Origin of the sequence: Streptococcus sp. oral taxon 056 str. F0418 (assembly GCF_000220065.1) — a bacterium.
Taxonomy (GTDB): Bacteria; Bacillota; Bacilli; order Lactobacillales; family Streptococcaceae; genus Streptococcus.
On sequence record NZ_AFQU01000001.1, the window covers coordinates 1,800,656 to 1,815,231 of the forward strand.

Here is a 14,576-nt window from a genome sequence, read left to right on the forward strand (position 1 = left end):
ATTAAAGGAGAATAAAATGAAAAAAATAAAACTTATGTTAACAGCCTTGCTGGCTTTGTTAATGACTTTTACAGGTATGCCAGTAGCCTCTGCGGCAACAACATATACCTTGAGCCTAACTGGTACAACAACTGGCCATACATACGAAGCCTATCAAATCTTCTCAGGGGATTTGAGTGGCGATACGCTTTCAAATATTCAATGGGGTTCAGGTGTTGATGCAACAGCAGCAACAGCGGCTCTTGGCGAAGCTGCGACTAAAGCAGAAGCTTTAAATGGTAAATCTAATGATGCTGCGGATGCAAAAGCCTTTGCTCAAGCAGTTTCAGCTTATCTTAAATCAACACCAACAAAAACAGTTCAAAGTGCATCTGGAACTACAACCTTTACTGGTTTGGAAGCTGGTTACTACTTGATTAAAGATAAGACTGCTTCACTTGCAGGAAAAGAAGGCGAATCTTATACTCGTTTCATCTTGCAAGTTGTAAAAGACACAACCGCTACTGTAAAAGCAAGCGTGCCAACTTTTGTCAAAGAAGTAAAAGATAATGCAACTGGCAATTACACATCTGCAACAGACTATTCAATTGGCGATAACGTACCTTTCCAACTCACAGCGACTCTTCCAAGCAACTATGATGCCTATTCTGAATATGAATTGACTTTTAACGATACTTTATCTTCAGGTTTGACATACAATAATGATGCTAGAGTATTTCTTGTGAATGGTGGCTCAGAAGTAAACGTATCATCTGCTTTTTCAGTTTCAATTACTGGAAATAAAGTAGTTGTAAGAGCGGCTAACTTAAAAGCAACTCTACCAAGTGCAACTGCTTCAAGTAAACTTGTGGTTCGCTATACAGCTAAATTAAATGATACAGCAGCGACAGGTACAGTAGGAAACCACAATACTGCTAGCATTACTTATTCAAATAATCCTAATACAACAGGTGGTAAGACAACAGGTGAAACTCCAAAGAGCAAAGCTACTGTCTTCACCTATGAATTAGTAGTAGATAAGGTAAATGAATCTCAGGCACCGCTACAAGGTGCAGGCTTCACTCTTTTCAAAAAGGTGAACGGAAGCTACACTGAAGTGAAAAAATTCACTGCTGGTACTGCAACGAAATTTACTTTCAGAGGTTTAGAAGCTGGCGATTACAAACTTGTGGAAAGCACTACACCAGCTGGCTACAATACCATGGCTGATATCGAATTTACCGTTTCTTCAACGATCAATACAGCAGGCGCAAATCCTACTTTGACAGCTTTATCTGCGACATCAGCAAAAGCTACATTTACAACAACCCTATCTAGTGGAACGATTGCAACTAAGATTATCAATAAAAAAGGATCTCTCTTGCCAAATACTGGTGGTATTGGAACAACTATCCTCTACATCATTGGTTCTTTCCTTGTTTTGGGAGCAATTGTCTTATTGTTTGCTCGTAAGAGAGTAAATACAAAATAAGTTCTACTAAAAGAAAGAGGTAGATGATGTCTATCTCTTTTCCTTTATAGTACGATAGCATTCTTTTTATGAAAAAACATTTTACCAATATTTTATTTGTTCTTTTATTAATCAGTGGTATAGGATTATTGCTCTATCCTACTGTGAGTGATCTTTGGAATTCTTATCATCAATCTCAAGCTATTTCAACTTATCAAAAACAAGTAGAAAAATTAGATACGACTGAGACAGAAAGTATGTTAGCTGCTGCTGAAGCCTATAATCAAGCTTTAGAGAAAGGAGTTGTACCGACTTATCATCTTACAGAAGAAGATAAAAAAAGTACAATCACCTTTTAGATGTCACATCAACTGGAATTATGGGGCATGTGGAGATTCCAAAATTAAGTACGAAACTCCCAATTTATCACGGTACAGATGAAGCTATTTTGCAGGTGGCTATCGGACATATTCCGGGAAGTTCTTTGCCAGTTGGTGGCCAAGGGACGCACTCTGTTATATCTGGCCATCGCGGATTGCCTTCAGCAAAGTTATTTACTGATATTGATCAATTAAAAAATGGGGATCATTTTAAGCTCCATGTTTTGGGAAGGACGATTACTTACCAAGTAGATCAAACTTTGACGGTAGAACCAGATGATGTCTCTTCTTTAACTATTGATCCAAATCAAGATTACTGTACTTTAGTGACTTGTACACCATATGGTGTCAATACACATCGACTCTTAGTTCGAGGCCACCGCGTTCCGAATGAAGAGGAACCAGCCAAATCTGAAAACAAAACGTCAGATTTTCTGCCGTGGCATTATATCATTCTACTTATCTGTTTTGTGTTCGTTTTATTTGTAATTCTATTGGTGTGGCTTCTTAGTCGTAGAAGACGTAAAAAAAGAGCAGAGCTAAGACGAAAAACAGGTCTACGCTCCGCTGGCTATCGCAGGAGAATCAAAAAAGGACGTCACGCTAAATAATAAACGAGCTTATCTTTCAACGTGAAGATCTATGTATGATATTCTTTTTGACGATGACAAAGAAGTAGAAAATTATACTCTTGATTATAAAAAAGAGAGTAAAGAAAGATTGACATGAATCAGTCAGTTCTTTCTTTACTCTCTTTTATATATTACTTTTTGAAAGAATAATCTTTTAAAATTTCGATTTTTTGAATTTTAATTTCTGATTTTGGTTTGTTATTTTCATCTGTCTCACTTGCAGCGATTTTATCAACGACTTCCATACCTTCAGTTACTTGACCAAAAACTGTATAACCGCCATCTAAGGAAGGATTTCCTCCTTTTTTGTAAGCATCAATGATTTGAGCAGGGTATCTTTTGCTAGACAGTTGATCTGAGCTGTCAGTCTGATTTTGATTGATATAAAATTGACTGCCGTTGGTATCTGCTCCAGAATTAGCCATTGCAAGAGCACCGCGTAGATTGTAAAGATATGCAGAAATTTCATTTTTGAAGCCATGACCTGCATCGATTGTTTTATCCTTGCCATTCCAAATGGATTCGCCACCAGTACCATTACCTTTAGGATCCCCCGTTTGGATCATGAAATTTTTGATAACACGGTGAAAGATAACTCCGCTATAGTAGCCTTCTTTGGCGTGTGTTAAGAAATTTTCAACTGCAAGTGGTGCATATTTTGGAAAAAGTTTTAAGGTAATATCACCAGCGGTAGTGGTGATCTTCACTTGAGCTTCATCTTTAGCAACCTCCGTTGAAAGCTGAGGGAAGTGTGCATTTTTGTTTGTCAAGGCCTCTTTCAATTCTGAGGCTTGTCTTTTAGCTTCAGCTTCGCTTGAGCTGGCTGCCAGACTAGAATCAACATAGTCATCCCCCCGCAAGCTCCGTTGAATATCAGTGCATCCTGCTAAAAATAAAATGACAGACAATCCTAACAATGCTAATTTCTTCATAACGTTCCTTTCTGAATTAAAAAGTACTCATATTTTACTATAATTCCCTTCCTTTTTCAAACCTTCCTGTATGAGGAATTCTAAGAGGAGATTTTTGAGTGTTACAGGTTGTAGGTTCAGCTGGTCTAGTTCATCGATCATGATCCATTCAGGCTGATAGTGATTATAGTGGTGGCTACGAAGGAGCTCCTCGCCTTGTATGGCTGGTGCAGGACGATCACTTATCGCAGTGAAGAAATAGACCTCCAACTTGTCAGTGTTTTGAAAGGAAAAAGCAGATTTCAGCATTTTCTCAGATAGAGTCCAGCCTAGTTCTTCTCGAATTTCCCTCTGAGCGGCTTGTAAAACGGTCTCATTGAGATTTACTCCGCCACCCGGAATGACAAAATATTCTTTGCCATTTTTCCAGCGATGAATGAGTAAAAGCTGTTTCATGTTGAGGTTGTAAAGAATAACTCCAGCGCGCATCATATCACTCCTTTTTTGAAGAGTATATCAAAAGAACAACTGTTTTACGAGCATTTGTCTTTTAATAAGTTGAGGGAGTTAGAAAGTTTCATCTTATTGGTCGAATGATTCTTTATGCAATATTACTAGGAGGTTTTGATGGCTTCTGGAATGTCTCAGTGTGCGAAAAAGTTATCTAGGTTACGAATGGGAGATACCTAGTAGCGATGGGATCAAATAAGAGTTTGAGAATACTTTTTTGTCTCATATTGTCATTAAGTCTCAAAAGGTTTGTTGGATTTGGTCATAGAAATCAATCCAAGCCTAGATTTGAGCTTTAGTGGAGTGCTGTTTTTATGGACTAAGAAGGAATGGAAATGTAAAAGGAAATATATGATAGTTTTTTCGATGTGAAAATAGGAAACTTGTATCATTTTTGGAAGACTTGATACATGCTCTTGAGAGTAGCAAATATGAGATAATAAGCAAAGGAAATCTTTTGGGAAGAATGATTGAATCAATCTTGATGATCATTCTAAGATATTGAAACTAGAAAGCATTTTAGTAACTGTTGAGCTAATGATTCAAATATGCTATAATGGATTGGTTGGAAAGGGGATTAGAATGTCAAAAAAATTAACAAGAGACACTAAAAATCAAAAACTTGCAGGTGTTTGTGCAGGTTTGGCTAAATACTTTAATGTGGATCCAACACTTGTGCGTGTATTGTGGATTATTTTAGGTTTGGCTGCTGGTTCAGGTGTTTTAGCCTATCTCATTTGTTGGTTTATTATGCCAGAAGAAGGGACAAGCCAAGACGAAAATTAATATTAAAAGACCGGCTAAGCCGGTTTTTGTTTTACTGTGAGATTTATCATAAAGTTAAAATGAAAAGTGACAAAGACTCTTTTTTATGTATAGTTTTATGATATAATAAAGGTTATGGCAAATAATAAACATTCAAAAAAAGGTCGGACAACACGTCGGCCGACAAAAGCAGAAGTAGAGAGACAAAAAGCAATCAAAAGGATGTTTGTGAGCTTTTTTATAGCCTTTGTTCTTCTATTTGCTGCCTTAAAATTAGGGATTTTTGGAATAACAATTTATAATTTGATTCGTTTACTAGTGGGTAGTCTAGCCTATGTAGCAATCGTAGTGGCTTTTCTCTATCTATTTTTCTTTAAATGGTTCAGTAAGCGTGAAGGCTTGATTTCGGGATTTGTAAGTATATTCTCAGGTCTTCTTTTGATCTATCAAGCTTATTTTGTTGATGTTTTATCTCTCAAGGGGCAAGTTCTGTCTCATACAATGACACGGATTGTAGCAGATTTGACTGCTTTTAAAACCAGCTCTTTTGCAGGTGGTGGCTTACTTGGCTCACTTTTACATTTACCAGTTTCATTTCTGTTTTCAAATATCGGTTCATACTTTATTGGGCTTTTGCTGATTTTTGTAGGACTTCTCCTTGCGAGTCCATGGACCGTTTACGATATTTCAGAAAATGTGGTAGCGAGTTTTCGTCATTTTCGTGAACGACGAGAAGAAAAGCGTCAGCAACGTTTTCTAGAGAAGGAAGAAAAGGCTGCTCAAGCTGCCATGCAAATGATTGAATTAGAGCAAAATGAAGCTGAGGTAGATGTTGCTAGTGATGAGATTTTAGTTGATGACGAGAAAGCTATTTCTCTTCCTGTAGAAGAGGATTATCAAGATTTAGGTGAGTATGATTTGGATGATGTCTTTGAATCGCAGGATTATCAAATGACAGATGAAAACGAAGCCGACGAAGATGTAGAAGTCGATTTCATAGCTAAAGAAAGTCTAGACTACAAACTTCCGACCATTAACCTCTTTGCACCTGACAAACCTAAAAACCAGTCCAAGGAAAAGCGCATTGTCCGAGACAATATCAAAATTTTGGAAGAGACCTTTGCTAGCTTTGGGATAAAGGCTACTGTTGAGAGAGCTGAAATAGGACCTTCCGTTACCAAGTACGAGGTTAAACCAGCTGTCGGTGTTCGGGTCAATCGGATTTCCAATCTGGCTGATGACCTGGCTCTAGCCCTAGCTGCTAAGGATGTGCGGATTGAAGCGCCGATTCCTGGGAAATCTCTTGTCGGAATTGAAGTACCCAACTCTGAAGTTGCGACTGTGACTTTCCGAGAACTCTGGGAGCAGTCTAAGACGGATGCTAGTAAGCTACTAGAAATCCCACTTGGTAAGGTGGTCAACGGATCTGTTCGCTCGTTTGACCTAGCTAAGATGCCCCATCTCTTGGTGGCTGGCTCTACTGGCTCTGGTAAATCTGTGGCCGTCAACGGTATTATTGCCAGCATTCTCATGAAGGCCAGACCCGATGAAGTCAAGTTTATGATGGTGGATCCTAAGATGGTAGAGTTGTCCGTTTATAATGACATTCCCCACTTGCTTATCCCTGTTGTGACCAATCCACGTAAGGCCAGTCGTGCATTGCAGAAGGTTGTAGACGAAATGGAAAATCGCTATGAACTCTTCTCCAAGGTTGGTACCCGTAACATTGCTGGTTACAATGCTAAGGTAGCCGAGTATAATGCCCAATCTGAGTACAAGCAAGTACCCCTACCTTTAATCGTCGTCATCGTGGATGAGCTGGCTGACCTCATGATGGTAGCCAGCAAGGAAGTGGAAGACGCCATTATTCGTCTGGGACAAAAGGCACGTGCGGCTGGGATTCACATGATTCTGGCTACCCAGCGGCCATCTGTAGATGTTATCTCCGGTCTGATTAAGGCCAATGTACCTTCTCGGATTGCCTTCGCAGTCTCCAGCGGGACAGATAGTCGGACCATTCTGGATGAAAATGGAGCAGAGAAGCTCTTGGGTCGTGGGGATATGCTCTTTAAGCCTATTGATGAAAACCATCCGGTTCGTTTGCAGGGCTCCTTTATCTCAGATGAAGATGTGGAGCGAATCGTAGCCTTTGTCAAGAATCAAGCTGAAGCTGATTATGACGATAGCTTTGATCCTGGTGAAGTATCTGAAAACGATATGGAGTCTGGCGGAGGTGATGATGAGGGAGATCCTCTCTTTGAAGAAGCCAAGGCTTTGGTCATCGAGACTCAGAAGGCCAGCGCTTCTATGATCCAGCGGCGACTCTCGGTCGGTTTTAACCGGGCTACTCGTCTTATGGAAGAGCTTGAAGCAGCAGGCGTTATCGGGCCAGCCGAGGGAACCAAGCCGAGAAAAGTTTTGCAGACTAATTGATCTTTAGTTTCATTAGTTTGTCAGTGAAAAAAACAGTTTTATAAATACAAATCTGCTAGCAATTAGCCGGCAGATTTTCTCTACATATAGAGGGAAGGAAATATAATGAAATTAGACACCGTTCACCATATTGCCATCATTGGCCATGATTATGCCAAGACTAAGGAGTTTTATGTGGATAAGCTGGGCTTTGACATGCTAGATGAGCACCATCGGCCAGACAAGCAGGACATTCTCTTTAACGTTCGCAAGGGAAATCTAACTCTGGAAATTTTTATCAAGAAAGAAGCTCCCAAGCGACCAGCCTTGCCGCGTCCTGAGCATACAGGTCTGCGGCATCTGGCCTTCCGAGTGACTGATGTAGAAGAATGCTTAGCGGAATTTGACCGTTTGAATATTCCTCATACCGAGCTACGCTATGACGACTTTGACGGTCGCAAAATGGCTTTCTTCTTTGATCCGGACGGCCTACCTTTAGAAATCCATGAATAGCCTTTTACAAAGGAAAGCTCAAATATTGCTATCTCAGCCTAAAGTCTGAAGAAAAATTGAGACACTTTTGTTACAATAAATAAAGCAAAATGGATAAGGAAAGCTCTATGAATCAGAAACAGCTTCAGGGTCTTAGTCAAGACCAAGTAGAAGAACGACGTCTAAAAGGTCTGACTAATCAGGTTGGTATTTCGACAGAAAGAACGACATGGCAGATTGTTTGTTCCAATATTTTTACCTATTTTAACTTCATTTTCCTTGTGCTAGCCATCCTCTTAGTAGTGGTTCAGTCATGGAATAATCTCTTGTTTGTTCCTATCGTTGTTATCAATTCTTTGATTGGTATTTTTCAAGAACTGCGAGCAAGAAAAGTACTTCGTAAGATGCAATTATTGCATACGATCTCAGCGACGGTGATTCGAGATGGTGAAGAGCACGTTATACCTGTTGAAGAGTTGGTGCAAGATGATATAGTCAAGTTTTCTACGGGGAATCAAATTTATGCTGATGGTCAGATTCTCTCAGGTAGTCTGAAGGCAAATGAATCCCAGCTGACTGGCGAGGCAGATGAGATTGAAAAAAATCCAGGAGATGAGGTCCTATCTGGTAGCTTCGTGGTTGCTGGTCAAGCTTATGCTCGACTGGACAAAGTAGGAGACCAGGCTTATATCAATCAGCTAGCTAAAGAAGCCAAAGAAATAAGCGGTGTAGAAGAATCCAAGATGGTTCATGCTGTCAATCGCCTAGTGCAGATTGTTGGAATATTGATTATTCCTTTAGGACTCTTACTTTTCTTTCGTAGTTTTGTCAGTAATCAAGAAACACTGCAAGTTAGTGTAACTTCGACAGTCGGTGCTATTGTGGGTATGATTCCAGAGGGACTTTATCTCTTGATGACACTTGCTCTAGTTTTAGGGGCTGTTCGCTTAGCCAAACAGCAAGTCCTTTTAAACAGTATGAAAGGGATTGAGACGCTGTCGCGTGTAGATGTGCTTTGTGTAGATAAGACAGGGACTATCACAGAAAATGAAATGGCCGTTAGCCAGTTGATTCCAGTAGCAGATCAGAAAGAGTTTGCTCTAGAAGCACTGAGTCAATATCTTGAGGCTAGTCAGGACTCTAATGATACGATTGAGACCTTGCGAGCTTATCCTGGGATTGAAAAAATTTGCCAAGCCTGGTCTATTAAGCGTCAGTATCCTTTTAGCTCTAAAAATAAATATGCGGCAGTGGCCTTTGATCAAGGAATCTTTGTCTTGGGGGCTCCTGAATATGTTCTTAGACAAGATTTAGAAAGTTACCAATCTTATGTTCAAGATGCAGCGGAGCAGGGAGCTCGCGTTCTAATCTTTGGTCGTTATCAAGGAAAGACTTTGGGAGAAGAGTTAGAAGCTGCTGTTGATCCACTTGTGGTTATTATCTTGGACAATCCTGTCCGAAAAAACGCTGCGGAGACCTTTGCTTATTTCAAAGAACAAGGGGTAACAGTCAAGGTCATCTCAGGAGATAATCCAATTACTGTCGCCGCAGTTGCAAAGAAAGCAGAAATTCCACATGCGGATAATTTTGTGGATGCTAGAACCTTGGATACAGATGAAAAAATTGTCCAAGCAGCTGAAATTTATACAGTATTTGGTCGGGTCAGTCCAGAGCAAAAGCAAAAATTGGTGCAGGCACTTCAAGGTCAGGGTCATAATGTAGCTATGACAGGCGACGGTGTCAATGATATCCTGGCTATGAAAAAGGCTGATTGTAGCATTGCGATGGAGTCTGGAAATGACGCCACCAAGCAGATAGCACAGGTGGTCTTGCTGGACTCAGATTTCTCACATATGCCCCACATCGTTGCGGAAGGAAGACGAGTGGTTAACAATATTCAACGTTCAGCCAGTCTTTTTCTAGTTAAAAATATATTTTCTATCTTACTAGCCTTGACATCAGCTATATTTGCCTTCACGTATCCTTTGCAAGCTTCACAGATGTCCTTGATCAGTGGATTTACCATCGGGATACCTGGATTCTTGCTGGCTTTGGAGCCTAATAAGGAACGGATTAGAGGTCGTTTTTTGGAGATTGTATTGAAAAACGCCTTGCCAGCTGCTATTGTAGATTATTTAGCAGTTTTAGTAGCGGTATATTGCGGTCACTGGTTGGGACTCTCTCATAGGGAAATCAGCACAAGCTCGATTGTCTTACTTGCTGTTGTGGGCTTTATTATCATATATAAACTTATCAAACCTCTAAATCGTACTAAATTAGCCATTATCTTGCTTAGTATTGTAGGAATGAGTCTTGCAGCAGTATTTCTTCCAACTATCTTTAATCTAGCTAGTCTTTCGATAAAGGCCATAGCGATGACAGTCCTTTTATCAATGGTGTTAGAGAGACTGATATGGCTCTTCCAGCTATTGATAAGTGAAGCTTTCAAAATAGTACATAAATAAAAAAGAAGTCGTGACTGTACGACATCACAAAAGTTAGACGCTAAAAAGCGAACTTTTGGAGTCAGTGCAGATTGATGACTTCTTTTTATTTTGCTAAGAATAATCCAATGACCATTGCTAAGTATAAAAAGGTTGTTAATATAAAGGCAGATCGCCAAAAGAATTTCAAAAATTTTGGATAGTAAAAGCTTCGCTTGGCCTTAAGAAAATAAACCGTGATGCTGATAGCCAAAATGGCTAAAGCTAGTACTAATTGCGGTAGCATGCTGTGATAGTACGCTTGGTCAGAAATAAGATAAAATTCAAAAAAGAACATCGGAAACGCTAGATCAGCAAAATTTAGCCCAAACCGTTTTAACCGAAGAGTTTTCATTAAAATAATGGAAAGAGCGATGGTTAAAAAAATAAATAAAACAGAAGCGATTCTCAATAACATCATAGGTCTATTTTATCACAAAAAAGTAAAAAAGAAGGGGATTTTTCTTGCATTTTCAATTCTTTAGTGTATAATAGAAGGGTATGCAATAAGCATGCTTGTGGGAGGTAATGCTCAAGATTTTGGGTAAATTCTACCGCCTAACCACAAAGGAGGATTTAAAATGGCTAAAAAAGTCGAAAAACTTGTAAAATTGCAAATCCCTGCTGGTAAAGCTACTCCAGCTCCACCAGTTGGTCCTGCGCTTGGTCAAGCCGGTATCAACATCATGGGATTCACTAAAGAGTTCAACGCTCGTACAGCTGATCAAGCTGGTATGATCATTCCAGTTGTTATCTCAGTATACGAAGACAAATCATTTACTTTCGTTACTAAGACTCCACCAGCTGCTGTTCTTTTGAAAAAAGCTGCAGGTGTTGAAAAAGGTTCAGGTACACCTAACAAAACGAAAGTGGCAACTGTTACTCGTGCGCAAGTACAACAAATTGCTGAAACTAAGATGCCAGATTTGAACGCTGCAAACATTGAGTCTGCAATGCGTATGATCGAAGGTACTGCTCGTTCTATGGGATTCACTGTTACTGACTAATTTTAAGAATCCTATTTGCCCGCAATACACTTGATCATGAGACGAGTGACGTGGGAGATGAAAATCGATATGACCACATTACAAGGAGAAAGATAAAATGGCTAAAAAAAGCAAACAACTTCGTGCTGCTCTTGAAAAAATCGACAGCACAAAAGCATACAGCGTAGAAGAAGCTGTAGCTCTTGCAAAAGAAACTAACTTTGCAAAATTTGACGCAACTGTAGAAGTTGCTTACAACTTGAATATTGACGTTAAAAAAGCTGACCAACAAATCCGTGGTGCAATGGTATTACCACATGGTACTGGTAAGACAGCTCGCGTTCTTGTTTTTGCACGTGGTGCGAAAGCAGAAGAAGCAAAAGCTGCTGGTGCAGACTTCGTTGGTGAAGATGACCTTGTTGCTAAGATCAACGATGGTTGGTTGGACTTCGATGTCGTTATCGCTACACCTGATATGATGGCTCTTGTTGGACGTCTTGGACGTGTCCTTGGACCTCGTAACTTAATGCCAAACCCTAAGACTGGTACAGTAACTATGGATGTTGTTAAAGCAGTTGAAGAGTCTAAAGGTGGTAAAATTACTTACCGTGCAGACCGTGCTGGTATCGTACAAGCTATCATTGGTAAAGTTTCGTTCGATGCTGATAAATTGGCTGAAAACTTTAAAGCTTTCAACGAAGTTATCCAAAAAGCAAAACCTGCTACAGCTAAAGGAACTTACGTAACTAGCTTGACAATCACAACTACTCAAGGACCTGGTATCAAGGTTGACGTAAACTCACTTTAATAGATGAAAGAGGCTGGGACAAAAGTCCTAGCCTCTCAATTGTCTTTGGATTGTCGAGCAAGACGCAGTGGTTGAGTGGGCTCTACCACGGCTTTTACAGCCCTACTCAACTGTGCGGAGGTGGGACGACGAAATCGAATTCTAACGAATTACCGATTTCTGTCCCACTCTCTTTTTTTGAATAATTTGCTTGCTCTGCTATTTTACAAAAAAGAAAAATTTGGAAGATTTAACTAGGTAAAAATCGTAAAATATGGTAAAATAGTACAGATAAAATAAGGAGAGTGAAAATGGTAGAACCCAAGTATAAACGTATTCTAATCAAGTTGTCTGGTGAAGCTCTGGCTGGTGAAAAAGGTGTTGGAATCAATATTCAAACCGTTCAAAAAATGGCCCAAGAAATCAAAGAAGTGCATGATTTAGGAATTGAAATTGCTCTTGTTATTGGAGGAGGGAATCTCTGGCGTGGAGAACCTGCTGCAGAAGCTGGTATGGATCGTGTGCAAGCTGACTATACAGGTATGCTGGGAACTGTCATGAATGCATTGGTAATGGCAGACTCTTTACAGAAAGTTGGAGTAGATACACGGGTGCAGACAGCTATTGCAATGCAGCAAGTAGCAGAACCTTATATTCGTGGCCGTGCTCTTCGCCATTTGCAGAAAGGTCGCATTGTCATCTTTGGAGCAGGTATCGGCTCACCTTATTTTTCAACAGATACGACAGCTGCACTTCGTGCTGCAGAAATTGAAGCAGATGCCATTTTGATGGCTAAGAATGGTGTAGATGGGGTCTACAATGCAGATCCTAAGAAGGACAAGACAGCTGTTAAGTTTGACGAATTGACTCACCGTGATGTTATTAACAGAGGGCTTCGTATCATGGATTCGACTGCTTCAACTCTTTCAATGGATAATGACATTGATTTAGTTGTCTTTAATATGAATGAATCAGGAAATATTAAACGTGTTGTCTTTGGTGAACCAATCGGAACAACTGTATCAAATAATTTATAAAAGGGAGATAAACATACTATGGTAAATGCAATCGTAGAAAAAGCAAAAGAAAGAATGACTCAATCACATCAAAGCTTGGCACGTGAATTTGGAAGTGTGCGTGCAGGTCGAGCGAATGCGAGCCTTTTGGATCGTATAAGTGTAGAATATTATGGTGTTGATACACCACTGAACCAAATCGCTTCCATCACAATTCCAGAAGCACGTGTGCTTTTGGTTACACCATTTGATAAATCTTCATTGAAAGATATTGAACGTGCAATCAATGCGTCAGATCTTGGAATTACACCAGCTAGTGATGGTTCTGTTATTCGCTTAGTCATTCCTGCTTTAACAGAGGAAACACGTCGAGATTTAGCAAAAGAAGTGAAGAAGATTGGTGAAAATGCTAAAATCGCTATTCGTAATATTCGCCGTGACGCCATGGATGAAGCGAAAAAGCAAGAAAAAGCAAAAGAAATCACTGAAGATGAGCTAAAAGGTCTTGAAAAAGATATCCAAAAAGTAACGGATGACGCTGTGAAGCATATTGATGAAATGACAGCGCATAAGGAAAAAGAATTATTGGAAGTTTAAGAATCTTAAGCAATATGTTGCTTACTAGTGGCTGTTCTGTTTAGATATTGTAAGATAAACTAGATGGCTGATAAAAAGTGAGTTAAAGAATTATAAAATTGACTACTCAGTTAGCTTGGGCTGACTGAGTTGTTTTCACATTAAAAGCCTTGCCCAAAGGAAGTCGCAAGGTAGAAATAGGAAAGTATGAATAAAAATCTTGCAAATTATATTGTGGGCATTGTTATAGATGAAAATGATCGTTTTTACTTTGTTCAGAAAGATGGACAAACATATGCTCTAGCAAAAGAGGAAGGGAAACATAAGTTGGGTCAGTCGGTCAAAGGCTTTGCTTATAGTGATATGAAGCAAAAGCTCCGCCTGACGACTCTAGATGTAACAGCAACTCAAGAAAGTTTCGGCTGGGGGACAGTAACGGAAGTTCGTAAGGATTTGGGTGTGTTTGTTGATACGGGACTCCCTGATAAGGAAGTTGTTGTGTCTTTAGATATTTTACCTGACTTGAAAGAGTTATGGCCTAAAAAGGGTGATAAGCTCTATATCCGCTTGAGTGTGGATAAAAAAGATCGTATTTGGGGGCAACTTGCCTATCAAGAGGATTTTCAGCGCTTAGCACGTCCTGCTTATAATAATATGCAAAACCAAAACTGGCCAGCGATTGTTTATCGCCTTAAGCTTTCGGGGACTTTCGTTTATTTACCAGAAAATAATATGTTGGGCTTTATTCACCCTAGTGAACGTTATGCCGAGCCTCGTTTGGGTCAAGTGCTAGATGCACGAGTGATTGGTTTTCGAGAAGTTGACCGAACTCTCAATCTCTCTTTGAAGCCTCGCTCTTTTGAAATGCTAGAAAATGATGCCCAGATGATTTTAGCTTATCTAGAAGGGAATGGAGGATTTATGACTTTAAATGATAAATCTTCTCCGGATGATATTAAAGCGATATTTGGTATCTCTAAAGGACAATTTAAAAAGGCTTTAGGTGGTCTTATGAAGGCTGGCAAGGTGAAGCAAGACCAATTTGGCACCGAGTTGCTATAGAAGAAAAAACATAGATTCTTTATGAGGTTGGGACAAAAGTCCTAGCCTCTCAATTGTCTTTGGATTGTCGAGCAAGACGCAGTGGTTGAGCGGGCTCTACTACGCTGATTTCAT

At 39.8% G+C, this 14,576-nt stretch carries 13 protein-coding genes and 1 pseudogene; 11 read left to right on the plus strand and 3 right to left on the minus strand.

The features are described 5' to 3' along the window. The first annotated feature begins 16 nt into the window (after positions 1 to 16). Both HMPREF9182_RS08950 and HMPREF9182_RS08955 read left to right on the plus strand, forming a co-directional pair. On the plus strand, positions 17 to 1,471 hold the full coding sequence (locus HMPREF9182_RS08950) for an isopeptide-forming domain-containing fimbrial protein (RefSeq protein WP_009754919.1): 1,455 nt from the start codon (positions 17 to 19) through the stop codon (positions 1,469 to 1,471). Positions 1,472 to 1,539: 68 nt separating this feature from the next. Beyond that, positions 1,540 to 2,441: pseudogene (locus HMPREF9182_RS08955) on the plus strand (class C sortase). Between the two features lie 152 nt (positions 2,442 to 2,593). Here HMPREF9182_RS08955 and HMPREF9182_RS08960 read toward each other — a convergent pair. Together HMPREF9182_RS08960 and HMPREF9182_RS08965 are read right to left on the minus strand one after the other, a co-directional pair. Beyond that, on the minus strand, positions 2,594 to 3,394 hold the full coding sequence (locus tag HMPREF9182_RS08960) for a peptidylprolyl isomerase (RefSeq protein WP_009443510.1): 801 nt from the start codon (positions 3,392 to 3,394) through the stop codon (positions 2,594 to 2,596). Between the two features lie 27 nt (positions 3,395 to 3,421). Then, positions 3,422 to 3,862 carry an NUDIX domain-containing protein gene (locus tag HMPREF9182_RS08965; protein ID WP_009754552.1) on the minus strand — a complete coding sequence of 147 codons (441 nt, stop codon included), beginning with the start codon at positions 3,860 to 3,862 and terminating at the stop codon, positions 3,422 to 3,424. A gap of 603 nt (positions 3,863 to 4,465) precedes the next feature. Here HMPREF9182_RS08965 and HMPREF9182_RS08970 point away from each other — a divergent pair. The 4 genes from HMPREF9182_RS08970 to HMPREF9182_RS08985 all read left to right on the plus strand — a co-directional run bounded on the left by HMPREF9182_RS08970 (position 4,466) and on the right by HMPREF9182_RS08985 (position 10,017). Continuing rightward, positions 4,466 to 4,669, plus strand: coding sequence for a PspC domain-containing protein (locus HMPREF9182_RS08970; RefSeq protein WP_009443665.1), 204 nt, complete (start codon positions 4,466 to 4,468; stop codon positions 4,667 to 4,669). 114 nt (positions 4,670 to 4,783) lie between these two features. Further along, positions 4,784 to 7,081, plus strand: coding sequence for a DNA translocase FtsK (locus HMPREF9182_RS08975; RefSeq protein WP_009754674.1), 2,298 nt, complete (start codon positions 4,784 to 4,786; stop codon positions 7,079 to 7,081). 105 nt (positions 7,082 to 7,186) lie between these two features. Then, complete coding sequence (gene gloA2 / locus HMPREF9182_RS08980) at positions 7,187 to 7,573, plus strand: SMU1112c/YaeR family gloxylase I-like metalloprotein (RefSeq protein ID WP_009443185.1); 387 nt, start codon at positions 7,187 to 7,189, stop codon at positions 7,571 to 7,573. A 107-nt stretch (positions 7,574 to 7,680) separates the two neighbouring features. Then, a complete protein-coding gene (locus HMPREF9182_RS08985; RefSeq protein ID WP_009754644.1) occupies positions 7,681 to 10,017 on the plus strand; it encodes an HAD-IC family P-type ATPase in 2,337 nt (778 codons plus the stop codon). A gap of 85 nt (positions 10,018 to 10,102) precedes the next feature. Here the strand turns inward: HMPREF9182_RS08985 and HMPREF9182_RS08990 are convergent, their stop codons facing one another. Then, positions 10,103 to 10,456 (minus strand): DUF3397 domain-containing protein, encoded by a 354-nt coding sequence (locus tag HMPREF9182_RS08990; protein WP_037602860.1) that lies wholly within the window; start codon positions 10,454 to 10,456, stop codon positions 10,103 to 10,105. A 160-nt stretch (positions 10,457 to 10,616) separates the two neighbouring features. Here HMPREF9182_RS08990 and rplK point away from each other — a divergent pair, with 160 nt between their 5' ends. From rplK to cvfB, 5 genes are all read left to right on the plus strand, one after another. Beyond that, a complete protein-coding gene (gene rplK / locus HMPREF9182_RS08995) occupies positions 10,617 to 11,042 on the plus strand; it encodes a 50S ribosomal protein L11 (RefSeq protein ID WP_008809395.1) in 426 nt (141 codons plus the stop codon). Between the two features lie 97 nt (positions 11,043 to 11,139). Next, positions 11,140 to 11,829 carry a 50S ribosomal protein L1 gene (gene rplA, locus HMPREF9182_RS09000; protein WP_009754685.1) on the plus strand — a complete coding sequence of 230 codons (690 nt, stop codon included), beginning with the start codon at positions 11,140 to 11,142 and terminating at the stop codon, positions 11,827 to 11,829. A 290-nt stretch (positions 11,830 to 12,119) separates the two neighbouring features. Beyond that, complete coding sequence (gene pyrH, locus HMPREF9182_RS09005) at positions 12,120 to 12,845, plus strand: UMP kinase (protein ID WP_009754279.1); 726 nt, start codon at positions 12,120 to 12,122, stop codon at positions 12,843 to 12,845. Between the two features lie 18 nt (positions 12,846 to 12,863). After that, positions 12,864 to 13,421: a ribosome recycling factor gene (frr, locus tag HMPREF9182_RS09010; RefSeq protein WP_009443261.1), complete on the plus strand. Its 558-nt coding sequence runs from the start codon at positions 12,864 to 12,866 to the stop codon at positions 13,419 to 13,421. A 186-nt stretch (positions 13,422 to 13,607) separates the two neighbouring features. After that, positions 13,608 to 14,462: an RNA-binding virulence regulatory protein CvfB gene (gene cvfB, locus HMPREF9182_RS09015; protein ID WP_009443866.1), complete on the plus strand. Its 855-nt coding sequence runs from the start codon at positions 13,608 to 13,610 to the stop codon at positions 14,460 to 14,462. Positions 14,463 to 14,576 lie beyond the last annotated feature (114 nt).